Source organism: Rhodococcus sp. OK611 (assembly GCF_003050885.1).
Classification (GTDB): domain Bacteria; phylum Actinomycetota; class Actinomycetes; order Mycobacteriales; family Mycobacteriaceae; genus Rhodococcus_G; species Rhodococcus_G oryzae.
The window spans coordinates 217924-234745 of the sequence record NZ_QAOZ01000002.1 but is presented as its reverse complement, the minus strand read 5'-3'; the positions used below and the strand labels follow the sequence as shown (position 1 = coordinate 234745).

Annotated in this window: 15 protein-coding genes; 4 read left to right on the top strand and 11 right to left on the bottom strand. The window is 69.7% G+C overall.

Going from position 1 to position 16822, the window contains the following annotated elements:
* Positions 1 to 35 precede the first annotated feature (35 nt).
* Positions 36 to 2066 (top strand): prolyl oligopeptidase family serine peptidase, encoded by a 2031-nt coding sequence (locus C8K38_RS02990; RefSeq protein WP_097210181.1) that lies wholly within the window; start codon positions 36 to 38, stop codon positions 2064 to 2066.
* Here C8K38_RS02990 and C8K38_RS02985 read toward each other — a convergent pair.
* From C8K38_RS02985 to ppk2, 3 genes are all read right to left on the bottom strand, one after another.
* The gene (locus C8K38_RS02985; RefSeq protein WP_097210180.1) at positions 2035 to 4440 is read right to left on the bottom strand and encodes a serine/threonine-protein kinase; all 2406 of its coding nucleotides are present in this window, start codon (positions 4438 to 4440) and stop codon (positions 2035 to 2037) included. The genes C8K38_RS02990 and C8K38_RS02985 overlap by 32 nt on opposite strands.
* Positions 4441 to 4571: 131 nt before the next feature.
* Positions 4572 to 5405, bottom strand: coding sequence for an alpha/beta hydrolase family protein (locus C8K38_RS02980; protein ID WP_097210340.1), 834 nt, complete (start codon positions 5403 to 5405; stop codon positions 4572 to 4574).
* Between the two features lie 167 nt (positions 5406 to 5572).
* Positions 5573 to 6463 carry a polyphosphate kinase 2 gene (ppk2, locus tag C8K38_RS02975; RefSeq protein WP_097210179.1) on the bottom strand — a complete coding sequence of 297 codons (891 nt, stop codon included), beginning with the start codon at positions 6461 to 6463 and terminating at the stop codon, positions 5573 to 5575.
* 182 nt (positions 6464 to 6645) lie between these two features.
* Between ppk2 and C8K38_RS02970 the strand changes: the two genes are divergently transcribed.
* Entirely contained in the window at positions 6646 to 7083 is a 438-nt protein-coding gene (locus C8K38_RS02970) for a phage holin family protein (protein WP_097210178.1), read from the top strand.
* A 103-nt stretch (positions 7084 to 7186) separates the two neighbouring features.
* Here the strand turns inward: C8K38_RS02970 and C8K38_RS02965 are convergent, their stop codons facing one another.
* The 8 genes from C8K38_RS02965 to C8K38_RS02930 form a co-directional block, all read right to left on the bottom strand.
* A complete protein-coding gene (locus C8K38_RS02965) occupies positions 7187 to 8206 on the bottom strand; it encodes an alpha/beta hydrolase (protein ID WP_097210177.1) in 1020 nt (339 codons plus the stop codon).
* Between the two features lie 540 nt (positions 8207 to 8746).
* On the bottom strand, positions 8747 to 10372 hold the full coding sequence (groL, locus tag C8K38_RS02960; RefSeq protein WP_077040567.1) for a chaperonin GroEL: 1626 nt from the start codon (positions 10370 to 10372) through the stop codon (positions 8747 to 8749).
* A gap of 222 nt (positions 10373 to 10594) precedes the next feature.
* Positions 10595 to 11095, bottom strand: coding sequence for a DUF6764 family protein (locus tag C8K38_RS02955; protein ID WP_097210339.1), 501 nt, complete (start codon positions 11093 to 11095; stop codon positions 10595 to 10597).
* Positions 11096 to 11256: 161 nt separating this feature from the next.
* Complete coding sequence (locus C8K38_RS02950) at positions 11257 to 12033, bottom strand: HAD-IIA family hydrolase (RefSeq protein WP_097210176.1); 777 nt, start codon at positions 12031 to 12033, stop codon at positions 11257 to 11259.
* A gap of 3 nt (positions 12034 to 12036) precedes the next feature.
* On the bottom strand, positions 12037 to 12813 hold the full coding sequence (locus tag C8K38_RS02945) for a methyltransferase domain-containing protein (RefSeq protein WP_097210175.1): 777 nt from the start codon (positions 12811 to 12813) through the stop codon (positions 12037 to 12039).
* A gap of 52 nt (positions 12814 to 12865) precedes the next feature.
* Positions 12866 to 13213 carry a UBP-type zinc finger domain-containing protein gene (locus C8K38_RS02940; protein ID WP_097210174.1) on the bottom strand — a complete coding sequence of 116 codons (348 nt, stop codon included), beginning with the start codon at positions 13211 to 13213 and terminating at the stop codon, positions 12866 to 12868.
* Positions 13214 to 13269: 56 nt separating this feature from the next.
* On the bottom strand, positions 13270 to 14271 hold the full coding sequence (locus C8K38_RS02935) for a DUF1648 domain-containing protein (protein ID WP_097210173.1): 1002 nt from the start codon (positions 14269 to 14271) through the stop codon (positions 13270 to 13272).
* Positions 14268 to 14618 carry a GntR family transcriptional regulator gene (locus C8K38_RS02930; protein ID WP_097210172.1) on the bottom strand — a complete coding sequence of 117 codons (351 nt, stop codon included), beginning with the start codon at positions 14616 to 14618 and terminating at the stop codon, positions 14268 to 14270. Before C8K38_RS02930 ends, C8K38_RS02935 begins: the two co-directional genes overlap by 4 nt.
* A gap of 481 nt (positions 14619 to 15099) precedes the next feature.
* Between C8K38_RS02930 and C8K38_RS02925 the strand changes: the two genes are divergently transcribed.
* Together C8K38_RS02925 and C8K38_RS02920 are read left to right on the top strand one after the other, a co-directional pair.
* Entirely contained in the window at positions 15100 to 16251 is a 1152-nt protein-coding gene (locus C8K38_RS02925) for a PQQ-dependent sugar dehydrogenase (RefSeq protein WP_373560218.1), read from the top strand.
* Between the two features lie 102 nt (positions 16252 to 16353).
* Complete coding sequence (locus C8K38_RS02920) at positions 16354 to 16821, top strand: SRPBCC family protein (protein WP_097210170.1); 468 nt, start codon at positions 16354 to 16356, stop codon at positions 16819 to 16821.
* The last annotated feature ends 1 nt before the right edge of the window (position 16822 follow it).

The window sequence follows — 16822 nt, the reverse complement described above, 5'->3', positions numbered from 1 at the left end:
CGCGCGGATCCGCACGTCAGGGGTATCAATGAACAATGGCTTCCGACCTGCACGACCCCTACCTCTGGCTCGAAGACGTCACCGCCGAGCCCGCACTGGACTGGGTACGCGAGCGCAACGGCCGCACCACCGGCGAGTTCACCGAGAACGCCGGGTTCGAGGACCTGCAGACGCGGATCCGGGCGGTGTTCGACACCGATGCCCGCATCCCGTACGTCCGGCTCCGTGGCGAATACCTCTACAACTTCTGGCGCGACTCCGAGCACGTTCGCGGCCTCTGGCGACGGACGACGATGGACGAGTACCGCACCGACGCCCCGAACTGGGACCTGCTGGTCGACGTCGACGAGCTCGCCGAACGCGACGGCGAGAACTGGGTGTGGTCCGGCGCGCAGGTGCTGCGCCCCGGCCAGGAGCGCGCACTGATCAGCCTGTCGCGGGGCGGCGCCGACGCCACGGTGACCCGCGAGTTCGATCTGGAACGACGCTGCTTCGTCGAACCGTCCGAAGGCGGCTTCTTCCTGCCCGAGGCCAAGACCGACATCGGCTGGATCGACGTGGACACGGTGTACGTCGGCACCGACCTCGGGCCGGGCACGCTCACCGATTCCGGCTACCCGCGGATCGCCAAGCGCTGGACCCGCGGCACCGACATCGCCGAGGCCGTCACCGTGTTCGAGGGCGAGCAGACCGACGTCGCGGTGTCCGCCTGGTACGACCGCACCCCCGGGTTCGAGCGCAGCTTCGTCGAGCAGTCCATCGACTTCTACAACTCCCGGCGCTTCCAGCTGATGGGCGACGGCACCCTGGTGCGGATCGAGACGCCCGAGGACGCAGGCCTCTCCGTGCATCGGGAATGGCTGCTGATCCGCACCAGGTCCGCCTGGTCCGTCGCCGGGCACGAGCACCCGGCCGGCACCCTGCTGGCCGCCCGGTACGAGGACTATCTCGCCGGATCTCGGGACCTGACGGTGCTTTTCGCGCCCGACGCCCACACCTCGCTCGAGCAGTACGTGTGGACCCGCAACCACCTGCTGCTGGTGACGCTGTCCGACGTGCAGACCCGGCTGCGGGTGCGGACACCGGGACCCGCCGGCTGGACGGACGTGCCGCTCGAGGGGGTCTCCGAGCTCACCACCACCGACATCCTGGACGTGGATCCGGTCGAGGGCGACGAGTTCTTCCTCAACTCGAGCGGGTACCTCACGCCCGCGACGCTGCTGCACGGCATGGTCGGCGAGCAGATCGAGGTGCTCAAGCAGTCGCCCTCGTTCTTCGACGCGGATTCGCTCGCGGTCGCCCAGCACTTCGCGGTGTCCGAGGACGGCACCCGGATCCCCTACTTCGTGGTGCGCGGGAAGGACGCCGAACCCGGACCGACGCTGCTGTACGGCTACGGCGGTTTCGAGAACTCGATGACGCCTGCGTACAGCGGCTCGACCGGCCTGGCCTGGCTGGAGCGGGGCGGCACCTATGTGGTCGCCAACATCCGCGGCGGCGGCGAGTACGGGCCCGAGTGGCACACGCAGGCGCTGAAGGCCGGGCGGCACAAGGTTTTCGAGGACTTCGCCGCCGTCGCGCGGGACCTCGTCGAACGCGGGATCACCACGCCCGCCCAGCTGGGCGCCCAGGGCGGCAGCAACGGCGGGCTGCTGATGGGTGTGATGCTCACCCGCTACCCGGAACTGTTCGGTGCCATCGTCTGCCAGGTTCCGTTGCTGGACATGCGCCGCTATCACCTGCTGCTGGCGGGCGCGTCCTGGATGGCCGAGTACGGCGACCCCGACGACCCGGCCGAATGGGAGTACATCTCCCGATACTCGCCGTACCAGAACACCGACTCGGAGGCGGCGTATCCGCCGGTCCTGATCGCGACGTCGACGCGTGACGACCGGGTGCATCCCGGCCACGCCAGGAAGATGGCCGCGCGACTCGAGGAGCAGGGGCACCGGACCTGGTACTACGAGAACATCGAGGGCGGGCACGGCGGCGCCTCCGACAACGCCCAGCTGGCGTTCAAGACGGCGCTGACGTTCACGTTCCTCGGGTCACAACTGGGGCTCTGATCGTGCGCTCATGCCGGGGCGTCTGGACAGACTCCGGGGCCTCGATCTCGGCGGCATAGCCGCGGGCGCCGCCCAGCGACACCACCCGGGTCAGCGCCCGCAGGTCGCCCTCGACCCACCGGAACAGTTGGTACACACCGATGAACGCGATGATGCCGCCGATGCACAGCGCGCGGACTGTGGCGTTGACCGTGTTGCCGGGCTCGGCCCCGACGAAGCTGAGCCCGGCGACGCCCACCAGTGGAACCGATGCGGCCACCGCGACGTAACGGGTGGTGATCCGGCCGAGCGCCCGCAGGTCGCGACCGTCGGCGCTGCCGATCTCCCCGTGCGACAACAGGATCGGGTACACACAGCGCACCGCGTAGAAGGTGAGGATGAAGAACGGGTACGCGACGGCCACCGCCCCGCAGACCGCGAGCGAGGCGATCAGGTGCGAATAGGCCTGCGACGGAATACCACCCGCCGCGGCCTGCAGGACGATCGGGTAGCCGACCCCGGCGACCACCCAGAGCACGAAGGCGACCACGACGGCCCGGTGCCCCAGATTCAGGGTCGCGGTGCGCGCCCTGGCCAGGATCTCGGGGGCGTACCGCTGCCCCCGCCGTAGACCGCGCGGGACGATCAGCGCGAGCCGGCACCAGTAGAGGATGAGGAACGCGCCGAGGGGGAAGGCCAGGCCGCCCACGATCAGGTGGACCTGTTCGAGATGGTCCTGGGCCTCCGGCGAGAGCTCGGAGATGATCAGCGCCTTGTTGTAGTAGTAGTTGTAGCCCGCGGCCAGCAGGTTCGGGATGCCGATCGCGGCCAGCAGGATCGGGAGCGACCACCGCGACAGCGTCGACCGCCAGCTCCCTGGACGCGGATCGACGAGGTCGCGGGCGTGTGGATCCAGGCACAGCGCGAACTGGCGTGCCAACTTACGGCCGCTCGACCAGCGGTCGGCGGGATCGAAGGCCAGGGACGTCATCAGCACCCGGCGCAGGGCGGCCGGGCAGTCGGCCGGGAGCCGGGCCCTGGCGTCCGGATCGACCCCGCCGCGCCGGATCGCGAGCACCTCGCCCGGCGACACTTGCGATCCGCCCGCAGGGGCGTCCGCGAACGGGCGGACCCCGGTCAGCAGCTCCCACAGCATCACCCCGAGCGCGTAGATGTCGCTGCGGGTGTCGATCGGCGGCGCGCTCGCGGCCGATTCCGGGGACACCGCGGCCAGCTGCTCCGGCGCCATGTACGCGACAGATCCGCCGACGAAGCCGGACCGGCCGGCCGGGTCGGTGCTGTCGCTGGAGCTGACGTTGAAGTCGGCGAGCTTCGGGACGCCCTCGACGCTCAGCAGCACGTTGGCCGGCTTGATGTCGCGGTGCAGCACGCCGTGGGCGCACGCGTACTCGAGCGCGTCGGCCAGCCGCAGCCCGATCCACGCCACGGTCTCCGGCCACGAGAGCTCCGCGATCTCGGCGCGCACGCTGGACTCGCTCGGCCCGATCTCTCCCTTGCCCGCGAGGACCTTGTCGATCGAATCGAGCAGGAGCTGACCGCTCCGTCGCTCGGGCGGGGTCGCGCGGACGAGTTTGACCACATCCAGCAGCGTGCCACCGGACACGTACTCCATGACCAGCACCCGCAACTGCCGGTCCTCGAACAGCCTCTGGTCGAAGACCCGGACGATGTACGGGTGGTCGAGCTGGGCGAGGGTCTGTGGCTCGCTGCCGACGTTGCGGGAGATCTTCAGCGCCGCGGGGCGCAGCATGGACAGCTGCCGGGCCAGGAACACCCGGGCGAACGCACCGTGCCCGAGCTCCGCGATCAGTTCGAAGTCGTCCAGCTGCTGCCCGACCGCGAACTCGGCGTTCTCGGGCAGGTCGATCGGGACGGGCGCACCGCGGCGTCCCGGCAGATCGTGCTCGCGCAGCCATTCGAACCGGTCGGCCTGCTGCGGGAAGCCGCGCAGGTACTCCTCCGGCTCGACGCTCGCCCCGCTGGCGCGGCGCACCCGATACTCCTCGTACACGAGCTCGGGCGGCAGCGGCTCCGCGAGCAGCTCGGGGAACTCCCGGCAGTAGTCGGCGATTCGTTTCGGCTGGCCACCGCGCAACCACCGGTACTCGAGATCGACCATGATCAGGTCGATCAGCGCCGCACGCCGGATCGCGGCCGCGTTCGGCAGGTAGTCCGACAGGTCGGACGGGGACCGGGTCGACTCCCAGTCGGCGACCAGGCGCCGCACGCCGGTGTCGACGACCAGCCCCGCTTCCGGGCGGGTGCCGGTCGAGTCGGAGACGGCCGAGCTCACGTACACGGCGGTGCCGGGGGCCTCCTCGGTCAGCGGCCCGCTTGCGATCGTCGCGTCACTCGGGGGAACGGGTTCATCCATGGCGGATCGGTTCCGAGCCGACCGCACGGTGCGGGCGGGTCGTGGTGATCACATCCAGGGTATCCCCGCCGAGTGTGCAGCTACGGGTACATCGCCCGGGCGAGACGGACCGTAGGTGCACACTCGGCGGGTCAGGCGCGGTCGTGCAGCCACTCCACGATGCGGCCGACGGTGCTGTCCGGACTGCGGATCCAGCCGTTGTGACCCAGCGGCTCCGGCTGATGCCAGGTGGTGAGGTCCGCTTTCGGCATCTTCGCGACCAGGTTCTTGATCGCCTGCCGCGGTGCCAGGTCGTCGTCCTCCATGGAGATCGACAGCACCGGCAGGGTCAGCCGGCCGATCCGCTCCTCGTAGTCGATGTCGGCTCCGGTCGGCTCGATGGTGCCGGTGCGCGCGAACCTGGACCAGTCCCCGATCAGCACCTTCGACTGCCTGCCGAACCCGCCGACGTCCAACCGGTCCCCCGGCCAGAACCCGGCGACGTTCGCCGTCACCGACATCGCCGCCGTTCCGGCCAGCAGCGCCGCGCCGCGCACCACCCCGTGGCCGCGGTGATACGGCGAACCCGACGCCACCAGGATCAGCCCGCCGAGCTTTCCCCTGGCCCTGGCCGCGTACATCACCCCCAGCTGCCCGCCCATGCTGTGCCCGAGCAGGTACGGGGTGCTGTCCGGGAACCGCTCCCGCACGACCTCGAAGGTGGCCGGATAGTCGACGGACGCCAGTTCCTGATACCCGTAGCTGCTGTCCGCGCCCGGCCGGGGCCTGCTGTCGCCCTGCCCGCGGAGCTCACCGACCGCCGCGTTGAATCCGTGTGCGACCAGCGCCTCGGCGACCGGATCGTAGAACCCGCCCGGCACGCCGAGCCCAGGGAAGATCACCACCACCGGCGCCGCCTCCCGGCCTGCGAACAGCCGTACCGCGATGGTGGTGCCGTCGGGCATCTGAATCGGAATGGTGTCCACGGTTCCCATACTCTCTCGCCGCGGCGCCTGCCGACAGGATTCGGACATCGCAACCGCTGATCCACTTGTCAGCTGCCCACATTCGGGGTCTGCCATCCCGAGGAGCTCAGCGAGTTCCTCGCGCCGGAGTTCACCCGTGGTGGGACCTCCCGCCGGGCTCGGGCCGGTCAGTCCCCCAAGGAGTCTCGCGCCCGGCAGACGATGCGCGGATCCGGGGTTCCGACCACCTCGTCGTCCCGGTTCTCGTAGTCGAAGCGGCTGAGCACGTGCCGCATCGCGTTGATCCGGGCGCGCTTCTTGTCGTTGCTCTTCACGACGGTCCACGGCGCGATGTCGGTGTCGGTGAACCTGATCATCTGCTCCTTGGCAGCCGTGTACGACTCCCACTTGTCCAGCGACGCAAGGTCCATCGGGGAGAGCTTCCACTGCCGGACCGGGTCCACCTGCCTGATCGCGAACCGGGTGCGCTGCTCGTTCCTGGACACCGAGAACCACAGCTTGGTGAGGCTGATCCCCTCGTCGACGAGCATCTGCTCGAAGAGCGGGGCCTGCCGCAGGAAACGCGCGTGCTGGTCGTCGTTGCAGAAGCCCATCACCCGCTCGACGCCCGCGCGGTTGTACCAGGAGCGGTCGAAGAGGACGAGCTCCCCGGCCGCGGGCAGGTGCTCGACGTATCGCTGGAAGTACCACTGGCCCTGCTCGCGGGCGGAGGGCTTCTCGAGGGCCACCACCCTCGCGCCGCGGGGGTTCAGGTGCTCCGTGAACCGCTTGATGGTGCCGCCCTTGCCGGCCGCGTCCCGACCCTCGAACACGATCACGTGCCTGCGGCCGGTCGCCTTGGACCAGTTCTGCAATTTGAGCAGCTCGATCTGCAGCAGCCTCTTCGCCATCTCGTACTCGGCGCGCTCCATCCGCTCCGCGTACGGGTACCCCTCGCGCCAGGTGTCGACGGCCCGCCCGTCCGCCGCGTTGACCAGGATCGGGTCGTCGTCATCGTCGTCCCGGACCGCGAACGCGGAGGTGTCGGCGAGATCCACTGGGTGGTCGAATTCGGTCATCCGCGGACGGTAACCGCCGCGCTCGTCGGCGCGGTGTCGCCCAGATGAACGCTTGCACCGCATCTCGGCGCGCTCCGCGATTCCACCTGATCCAATAACGGACGCATAACGTCGATGCATCAATCAATTGAGTCGGCAACGAAAGCCCGATCGCGCCCGTCGCCGACGCTCATCCTGGCGACATGACCACCTCGAGTCCGACCCCAACCAAGCTCTGGGTTCCCCGCATCCTGACCGCACTGGTCGCGAACGGTGTCGTGCTGTGGATCGCCGATCTGGTACTCGGCCCGTTCCACATCACCTATCCCCTGTGGTTCATCGTCGGCACGATCCTGTTCACGTTGGCCACGCTGTTCGTCAAGCCGCTCATCACCCGCCTGCTGAGCACCGTGCCGGGCCTGCGCGCCTACACCTGGGTCGTCAACCTGGTCGCGACGTACCTCGTCCTGCTCATCGTGGTGCTGCTGACGAACGACTTCCAGATCCGGGGCTTCTGGACCTGGGTGTGGGCGACGCTGATCATCTGGATCGGCTCGGTGGTCTACGACGAATTCGACGACAAGCTCGAGTCGACCATGAGTTCGGGCCTGCACAGGGCCTCCGGTAACCAGGTCGACTGATCACCTCGTCGGGGGCAGACCCCGCCCCCGACGACAAGACGGCGCCGACCCCGCGTACTCCGCGGGATCGGCGCCGTCACTGTCGCATGAGCTGTCGGGTCTGCTACAGACCGATCGACGCGGCCAGCATCGGCCACGACTTGTGCAGGTCGTCCTGCCAGTAGCCCCACGAGTGGGTGCCGTTCGGCCGGAAGTCGACGACGGCCGGGATGCCGAGCTCACCGAGCCGCTTGGACAGGTTGTTGGTGCAGACCAGGGTCGCGCCCTCGATCACGCCGCCGAGCAGCGCCTGGTTCGCCAGACCGGAGATGCCACCGGTCTCCTCCAGGTTGTCGTGCGCTCCGGGCAGTCCGTTGCCGGAGGAGATGTACAGCTGGGTCCCGCGCAGCTTCTCCGCATTGACGACCGGGTCGTTCGCCACCCAGGCCGCGTCGTTCTTCGCGCCCCACATGTTCTCGACCTTGGCGCCGCCCCGCGACTCGACGACCATCTTGATGTAGGCCCGGCCCATGTCGGTGCTGGTCTCGGCACACCCGCTGTAGGAAGCGACGCTCTTGTAGAGACCCGGGGCTGCGATCGCCAGGTTGAGCACCGAGGTGCCGGTCATGGAGATGGCCGCCATCGAGTTCACACCGTTGGCCTTGAACTCGGAGTCGATCAGCCCCGGCAGTTCCTTGGTCAGGAAGGTCGCCCACTTGTTCCGGCCGAGCTTCGGGTCGTCCTTCTGCCAGTCGGTGTAGTAGCTGAAGGCGCCACCGACCGGGGTCACCACGTTCACGTTCTTGTCCGCGAAGAACGTCGCGACGTCCGTGCGACGCTGCCAGGTGGCGGAATCCTCGCCGCCGCCCGCGCCGTTGAGCAGGTACAGGGTCGGCCGCGGCACGCTGCTGTCCATCGGGCGCTGAACCTTGACCGGGATGGTCTTGCCCATCGAGGCCGAGTACACGTACGCGGTCACCTGACGCCCACTGCCCTCGACCCGCTCGATCTTCGAGCCGGACTGCTCGCCCGAGGGTGCGGCGGTCGCGAGTCCGCCCGCGCCGATCAGGGGAAGGATCATCAGGGCCGCAGCGGCTGCTGCCAGCCGCGCCTTGCGGGCGCCGGATCGACGAAGGTTGCTCATGTGTGCTGCACCTGACTGTCTATGGGCCGAGATCGGTGGGTGTTCGGTACTTCTCTACAGAACGGGGGTCCACGCGCAGGTACGCATGGACCCTCGGCTTGCTGCGGGTGATCTTACGCAGGCACAGCGCCTGCGTTGTCAGCGATCCCGCGCCGACAGTCTCACCCGGAAGGCGTACGACTGTCCCCGGAATCGCAAAACTGACCCCACGGCAGACAGCGGCCGGGCTCCACACGGGAGCCCGGCCGCCATCCAGGGGGATCAGCTGAACTGGCTCAGCAGCTGGTAGAGCTCGAAGAGCGAGATGATGGTGCTGATGGAACCCATGTGATCCTCCAAGAATTGACCTACCGCAGAAACTGCGTGTGACCCCTCGCCACAGGAAACGAACTTAGTGGACCGAGCGTCCGTAACGGTGACCTACGTTGGTCGCTCCGGTGAACACCGTGTTTCCGCAGGTGACCCCGCCCACGAGCGAGGCCCGGGCCACCCTGATCGGGTGACCCGGGCCTCGCCGGGTGGAACTGGTGTGGCTGTGGACTAGAAGTCCATGCCGCCCATGCCGCCGGTCGGATCGCCAACGGGCGCTCCGGCCTTCTCCGGCTTGTCGGCGACAACGGCCTCGGTGGTGAGGAACAGGGCCGCGATCGAGGCTGCGTTCTGCAGCGCCGAGCGGGTGACCTTGACCGGGTCGTTGATGCCGGCTTCGAGCAGGTCGCCGTACTCGTTGGTCGCGGCGTTCAGGCCGTGGCCGGCGGGCAGGTTGCGAACCTTCTCCGCGACGACGCCGGGCTCGAGGCCGGCGTTGAACGCGATCTGCTTGAGCGGGGCCTCGAGGGCGACACGAACGATGTTCGCGCCGGTGGCCTCGTCACCTTCGAGCTTCAGGTCGTCCAGCGCGGGGGCGGACTGCAGCAGGGCCACGCCACCACCGGCAACGATGCCCTCCTCGACGGCGGCCTTGGCGTTGCGCACGGCATCTTCGATGCGGTGCTTGCGCTCCTTGAGCTCGACCTCGGTCGCGGCGCCGGCCTTGATGACGGCGACGCCACCGGCCAGCTTGGCCAGGCGCTCCTGCAGCTTCTCGCGGTCGTAGTCCGAATCCGAGGACTCGATCTCGGCGCGGATCTGGTTGACGCGACCGGCGATGGCGTCGGCGTCGCCTGCACCCTCGACGATGGTGGTCTCGTCCTTGCTGACGACGACCTTGCGGGCGCGGCCGAGCAGCTCGAGTCCGGCGGTCTCCAGGGAGAGGCCGACCTCTTCGCTGATGACCTCGCCACCGGTGAGGATGGCGATGTCGGCGAGCTGCGCCTTGCGACGGTCACCGAAGCCGGGGGCCTTGACGGCGACCGACTTGAAGGTGCCACGGATCTTGTTGACCACCAGGGTGGACAGGGCCTCGCCCTCGACGTCCTCCGCGATGATGACCAGCGGCTTGCCGGACTGGATGACCTTCTCCAGCAGCGGCAGCAGGTCCTTGACCGTGGAGATCTTGGAGCTCACGAGCAGGATGTAGGCGTCCTCGAGGACCGCTTCCTGACGCTCGGCGTCGGTCGCGAAGTACAGCGAGATGAAGCCCTTGTCGAAGCGCATGCCCTCGGTGAGCTCGAGCTGCAGGCCGAAGGTGTTGGACTCCTCGACCGTGATGACGCCTTCCTTGCCGACCTTGTCCATGGCCTCGGCGATGAGCTCACCGATGGACGGGTCGCCAGCCGAGATACCGGCGGTGGCAGCGATCTGCTCCTTGGTCTCGACCTCCTTGGCGGTGTCGAGCAGGCGGGCGGTGACGGCCTCGACGGCCTTCTCGATGCCGCGCTTGAGACCGAGCGGGTTGGCGCCGGCCGCGACGTTGCGGAGGCCCTCACGAACGAGAGCCTGGGCGAGCACGGTGGCGGTGGTGGTTCCGTCGCCGGCGACGTCGTCGGTCTTCTTGGCGACCTCCTTGACCAGCTCTGCGCCGATCTTCTCGTAGGGGTCCTCGAGCTCGATCTCCTTGGCGATGGACACACCATCGTTGGTGATCGTGGGGGCGCCCCACTTCTTCTCCAGGACGACGTTGCGACCCTTGGGTCCCAGCGTCACCTTGACTGCGTCGGCGAGGCTGTTCAGGCCACGCTCGAGGCCGCGACGTGCCTCTTCGTCGAACGCGATGATCTTGGCCATTGCGAAGTGATCCTCCGGATTGGGGTGACACACCAGGCGACCGCTCGTCGGGTCGCCTCATGACGCATTTACGCCTACGGCCAGGCTCGGCGCCCGCGACGGACGACCAGGGGTGTCGATGGGATCCCGATCTCACCGTCCCGACCTGGCACTCGCATGACGCGAGTGCCAAGTGCCTTTTTAGCACTCAGGTGTGGCGAGTGCAAGGTCGGGACGGCTCGGTCAGCGCATCGCGCAGACGGCGCCGGTGTTCAGATTCACGGCGAAGGACAGCGGGCCGACGCACTTGACGCCGGACGCCTCCGCGGTCGCTCCCGAGCCCCAGCCCGCCACCGAGATGGTGGTGTGGCCGTTCGAGGCGTTCGAGTGCGAGATGCCGCCGCCGATGGCGTACGCATGCGCGGCGCCCGCGTCGCGCGAGGAACTGAGCGCGACACCGAAGCCGGTCGCGACGCTGTTCGCGGATCCACCGTTGGCCACGCTCACCGCGGTGCCGCTGTCCATCGCGGTCGCCCCGGCGTTCCCGACGGTCGCGGTGGCGCCGCAGCTCGCGTCACCGATGACCCTGATGTCGTTGGCCGAGGGCGGGGAGACGCAGCCGACCTGCGCGGCGGAGGCGATGCCGGAGCCGGCGACCGCCATGCCTCCCGCGATCGCGATGCCGACCGCCAAACTCGCGCCCGCGCGGGTGATCGAAGGGATGAGGGCGTGGACGCGGGGCATGAGCTGAATCGACACGGAACTCCTCGAAAGCAGAACGAACAGATACCGACGCGACGGTACCGAAGACTTGCCCGACAACGACCGGATCGACATATCTCGATTCGGCACCGGTTTCCTGGGCTCGAGCCGGGTGGCGACGGCCGCGGCCCCGGACGCCTCGATCACATCTCGGCGAGTAGGCCGGGAAGGTCCGCGACCGAGTCGAGCACATGCCCTGGAGCGGCCTCGGCCGCCTCGAGGACGCACTGGCGGAACTTGCCGGTACGGACCAGCACCCCGACGAATCCGGCGCGCTGCGCCGCCAGCACGTCGTTCTGGAGATCGTCGCCGATCATCACCGTCCGCTCGGGCCTGCTCCCCATCAGCCCGGCGGCCGCCAGGAACCCGGCCGGAGAGGGCTTGCCGATGACGGTGATCCGCGCGTTTCCCGCCGCCTCCAGTCCCGGCAGGTAGGCCCCGGTGTCGATGCGGATGCCCTCCGCGGTGGCCCAGGTCAGTCCGCCCTGCATCGCGACCACCGGCACCCCGTCGAGCATCAGCTCCACCACCCGGCTCAGCGCGGCGTGGTCGAACTCGGGCCCGGCCCCGCCGAGGACCACCACCTCCGGCCGCTCGGCGTCGAACTCGATGTCCGTCATGTCCCCGGCGATGTCGCCGTGGTTGATCAGCAGGCAGCGCTCCCCCGGGTGCGTCGAGCGAAGGTGCTCGGCGGTGAGCGCGGCGGCCGTGACGATCTCGTCCGCGTCCACCGCCATGCCGCAGTCGCACAGCGCCGCCGCGATCTCGGCCCGCGTCCTGGAGGTGGTGTTGGTCAGGAAGGCGCGCGCGATCCCGCGCTCGCGCACAGTTACGAGGGCTTCCGCGGCGCCCGCGATCGGCTGCCAGGAGGTGACCAACACCCCGTCGATGTCGAACAGCACGCCCTCGACCGCGGGCACGGTTCACGCCCCCGGCTTCTGCGCGACCACGAAGGTCCGGAGGAAGGGGAAAACGGTCCCGAACGGGCCACGCGGATACACCTGCCGCAGGCGGGACCCGTACTCCGCCTCGAAGTCCGCCGTCTCGGCGGCGGACAGCCGATCGAGGACCGGCCGCAATCCGGTGCCGCGCACCCACTCCAGCACGGGATCGGGCCCCGGCAGCAGGTGTTGATACTCGGTCCGCCAGACCGCGACCCGCAGTCCCGCACCCAGCAGCAGCTCGAGATACTCGGCCGGTTCGGCCACCGGGCCGTCGTGTCGCAGCACCCCGCCGAGTCGGTCGCGCCACGGCGGCGACTCGGCGAGCTCGCGCATCAACCGGTGCGAGGGCGAGCCGAAGTTCGCGGGCACCTGGAAGGCGAGCCAGCCGCCGGGCTCGAGCTCGGCCGCCCACCCCGCGAGCAACTCGCGGTGCGACGGCACCCATTGCAGCAGCGCGTTGCTCACCAGCACGTCGACCCCCGCGGCGGAGAAGTCCTCCGCGCCGCCAAGCGCGAACTCGACGCGTCCGGGGCGGCGGCCACCGAGGGCCTCGGCGATCATCTCCAGCGAGGAGTCGATGCCGAGCACCTCGGCGGTCGGCCACCGCTCGGCCAGCGTCGCGGTCAGCGTGCCCGGCCCACAGCCGAGGTCGACGACCCGGCGGGGGCCGACGGCCCCGACCTGCCCGACCAGATCGAAGAACGGCCTGCGACGCTCCGCCCCGAACAGCGAGTACTGCGCCGGATCCCACTGCATCGCACCCGCGGGCGGCGGCGAGGCCCCTCGGTCCGGATCGGTTCGGCCGGCGCTAATGGACGTGGTCCTGCCAGTCCGCGGGCACCCGGCCCGCCGGGCCCGGCACCGGCTGGTCGACCGGGTGGTGCCGCGGCGGGGCCAGCTCGGGTCCGTCGTACATCTGCTCGGTCTGGAAGTTCCAGAACCAGTCCTCGCCCGGCTCGAAGCTCTGGATGAACGGGTGCCCGGTCGCCGCCGCGTGCGCGGTCGCGTGCTGCCCGGGCGAGGTGTCGCAGCACCCGACGTGCCCGCATTGGGCACATCGGCGCAGGTGCACCCACCAACCTCCGCCCGCGTCGCAGTCGACGCAGCCCGGCCCGCTCGGTGCGACGTCCGGATCGATCCCGGCAATCTCGGTCATCGTGATCCTCCCGTGCGTGCGACGGTTCGGTCCCTGGGGTCGAGTATGCCGCGAAGTCAGCGCGGCGTGCGCCCCTTGGCGGCGAGCGCGTTGAGGACCGCCGCGGCCTGCTCGGCGCCGTCGACGGTGACGGTGAACCGCGAACCGTCACCGCGCGTGATGCGCAGCGCGGGCCCGGGCCGGACGATGAGCCCGGTGCCGTCGGGGCCCACCCGGTAGCCGAAACCGCCGAACCTGTTCAGGATCCCGACGGCGACGACGTCGGCCTCCGCGATCTCGTCGAGCGGGATGCGGGTCGGCCTGCCGGTGATCGGCGTCCGGGCCGTCAGCCCGGTGGCGTCGACCGTGACCCGAACCGGCGCCAGCACCAGGGCCATCAGCGCGGCCGAGACCGCGGCGACCACCAGCACCAGCACGAACGAGCTCGATCCGAAGGCGACCAGCCCGAGCACCACCGCGACGGGGAGCACGCCGACCACGGCGGCCAACCAGGGCGGCATCGCTGCCGACCCGGACCAGGCGACCTTCTCGCTGTCCGCCAGCGCGATGCGTGGCGCGTCCTCGCGGGGCGGTCGCTGCGCGGTGGCGGGTCCCGGCGAGGGCGACGCCGCGTACCCGATCGCGGCCGCGGCCAGGCCCGCCGCCACGGGCAGCACCATCCACCAGCCGCTCAACGAGGCCTCGGCGGCATCCGCCAGGCCGCGCTGCGGTGCGAGCAGCGCGACCGGGAGGGCCGCGACGAAGGCCCCGGTGCCCGACCCCACGGCGGCGCCGACCCGAGCCGACCGCAGGTCCCGCCGGGTCAGCAGGAGCAGCAGCAGGCACAAACCGAGCGCGAACGCGAGGCCGATCAGCGGAGACCACCGCGCGGCGCCCGTCGAGCCGAACCCGTCCGCCGCGCCACCCGGGCCGAAGTGCACGGCCACCGGGTCCGGCAGCTCGGCGAACCACGCCCGGATCAGGGCAACCGCGCCCACCGCGGTGAGCGCGGGCGGCAGCACGGTGGCGGCGAGGGCCCGGAGCCAGCCGACCCTGGGGAATGAGTTCGAGGCGGTCATTGCATCTCCTTTTTGACGAGTGCGGTGAGTTCGGTGGCGCCCATGCCGATCCGACGGGCCTCCGCAACGAGGTCGCGGAGCGCCTCCTGCAGCCGGCCGCGGGTGGTCGCGTCGGCCGTGACCACCGCGCCGCGACCGCGCCGCAGTTCGATCAGGCCCTCGTCGCGCAGCAGCTGGTAGCCCCGCAGCACGGTGTGGACATTGAGATCGAGCGAGGCCGCCAGGTCGCGGGCCACCGGGAGTCGCTCGCCCGGTGCCGCCTCGCCGACGGCGATGGCCCTGCGCACGCTCGAGGCGACCTGTTCGTAGAGCGGTTCCGCCGCGGTCTGGTCGATTCGTATCAGCACGCTTTGATTATATTGTTCTAGTTCCAATAGAACAACTTGGCCAGGCGAGAGTGCACCTACGTGCGCGTTCACCGGGAAGGGGTGGCGGAAACTGCACACTCGCCGCCGGCGCCGTGGGTCAGAACAGACCGCGCTCGATGTCCTCGATCTCGCCGTCGGTCAGCAATCGCTCGAGCTGTTCACCCGGCCACGACTTGGGACGACCCTTCATCCGGGCCGATTCGAGGATCGGGACGGATTCATGTCGTACGTGCTGGAGAACGACTGGGATCTTCACGACGGATCACTCCGGTGTCTGCGTGGTTCAAGTACTGCGTGGATACCAATTTCATCGTCAATCATCCCCCCGGCATTACAGCGAAATCCACCCCTGAGGGGCGCTCATTTGCCGCGCTCGGCCCCCGCCGCGCCCTACGGGAGGGTCCGGCGGCGGCGATATCCTGGAACCAGCTCCTATCACCGGAAGATCCGGAGGTGGCCCGTGCGCGATCGATACGCCGCGCTGGCCCTCGCCCTGCTCCTCGCCGGCTGCGCGAGCGCCACCGACACGAGCTCCCCCGAGACCTCCGCCGCCCGCAGCGTGGTCGCGTCCGCCCCGCCCACCGTCGAGGTGACCGAGCTCCTGACCGGGCTGAACAAACCGTGGGATGTCGCGGTCGCGCCGGACGGCACCCTCCTGACCGGGCAGCGCGGCGGCGGCTTCGTGGCGCGGCGGCCCGACGGCTCGGTCACCAGGCCGACCGCCGACCTTTCCGATCTCTACGTCTCCGGGGAGACCGGCCTGATGGGCATCGCGCTCGATCCCGGGTTCGCGAGCAACCGCCGGGTGTTCACCTGCCAGGGGCACCGGACCGACGGGCCGATCGACGTCCGATTGCTGTCCTGGACCGTGGATCCGGAATGGACCTCGCTGACCAGGACGGGCGTGGTGCTCTCCGGCCTGCCCAGCACGGGCGGGCGGCACGCGGGCTGCCGGATCCTCGCCGCACCCGACGGCAGCCTGTTCGTCGGCACCGGTGACGCCACCATCCCCTCGGCGCCGCAGGACCCGCACTCGCTGGGCGGCAAGGTGCTGCACATCGACACCGACGGATCCCCCGCGGCGGGGAACCCCGATCCGGCCAGCCCCGTCTACACCCTCGGCCACCGCAACGTGCAGGGACTGAGCTTCCGCCCCGGCAGCGGGCAGCTGTACTCGGTGGAGCAGGGAACCCACCGCGACGACGAGGTGAACGCGCTGGTGCCCGCGGGCAACTACGGCTGGCGGCCCGACCTCGAACCCGGCCGGTACATCGAGGCCGTGCCGATGACCGACCCCGACAGGGTCCCCGGCGCGCGCGGGGCGGTGTGGAGCTCGGGCACCCCCACCCTCGCCACGGCCAGCGGATCGTTTCTCCTCGGCCCCGGCTGGGGCGACTGGTCGGGCGCGCTCGCGGTCGGGACGCAGCAGGGCGAGAAGGTCCTGCTACTGGGGCTCACCCCGGACGGTCTCGGCGTCGAGCGGCAGGCCTCTCTGCTCGAAGGTCGGTACGGCCGGATCCGCACGGTCAGCGGACAGCCCGACGGGACGCTGCTGGTCACCACCGACAACGGCCGCGACGACGTGGTGCTCCGGCTGACTCCGCGCCCCTGACCCCGAGCCATGCCAAGATCGGGCCTTGACGAACGCCAGCGATCCGGCAAGATATCCGTAACGGTGCGTAGCACTAATCCTCGTAGAACCGGAGAAAGCCCAGTGACGAACACCCTCGAAGCGAGCATCGAGATCGCCGCTCCCCCCGCCGCGGTGTGGGCCGTGGTCTCGGACCTCAAGCGGATGGGCGAGTGGAGCCCACAGTGCAGGCGGATGCACGTCTTCGGCGAGGTCACCCACGGCACCAAGACGTTCAACCTGAACAAGAAGGGCCTGTTGGTCTGGCCCACCACCTCGAAGGTGGTCCGCTTCGAGCCGAACAAGACGATCGCCTGGCGGGTCGTGGAGAACCACACCATCTGGACCTACGCGCTCGAGGCCACCGATACCGGCACCCGCCTCACCGAGCGTCGCGAGGCGCCGACCGGCACCACCAAGATCTCGTCCTTCCTCATCGACAAGATGATGGGCGGCACCGCCGACTTCGAGATCGACATGGTCGCAGGCATGAACACCACCCTCGCCCGGATCAAGTCGACCGTGGAAACGGCGGCCACCGCACGGGCCTGAC

Excerpts from the sequence above, each read along its gene's own strand:
- C8K38_RS02970 (WP_097210178.1), top strand. The coding sequence starts at position 6,646 with ATGACCACCTCGAGTCCGACCCCAACCAAGCTCTGGGTTCCCCGCATC.
- C8K38_RS02955 (WP_097210339.1), bottom strand. The coding sequence starts at position 11,095 with ATGCCCCGCGTCCACGCCCTCATCCCTTCGATCACCCGCGCGGGCGCG.
- ppk2 (WP_097210179.1), bottom strand. The coding sequence starts at position 6,463 with ATGACCGAATTCGACCACCCAGTGGATCTCGCCGACACCTCCGCGTTC.
- C8K38_RS02990 (WP_097210181.1), top strand. The coding sequence starts at position 36 with ATGGCTTCCGACCTGCACGACCCCTACCTCTGGCTCGAAGACGTCACC.
- groL (WP_077040567.1), bottom strand. The coding sequence starts at position 10,372 with ATGGCCAAGATCATCGCGTTCGACGAAGAGGCACGTCGCGGCCTCGAG.
- C8K38_RS02985 (WP_097210180.1), bottom strand. The coding sequence starts at position 4,440 with ATGGATGAACCCGTTCCCCCGAGTGACGCGACGATCGCAAGCGGGCCG.
- C8K38_RS02965 (WP_097210177.1), bottom strand. The coding sequence starts at position 8,206 with ATGAGCAACCTTCGTCGATCCGGCGCCCGCAAGGCGCGGCTGGCAGCA.
- C8K38_RS02945 (WP_097210175.1), bottom strand. The coding sequence starts at position 12,813 with ATGCAGTGGGATCCGGCGCAGTACTCGCTGTTCGGGGCGGAGCGTCGC.
- C8K38_RS02935 (WP_097210173.1), bottom strand. The coding sequence starts at position 14,271 with ATGACCGCCTCGAACTCATTCCCCAGGGTCGGCTGGCTCCGGGCCCTC.
- C8K38_RS02940 (WP_097210174.1), bottom strand. The coding sequence starts at position 13,213 with ATGACCGAGATTGCCGGGATCGATCCGGACGTCGCACCGAGCGGGCCG.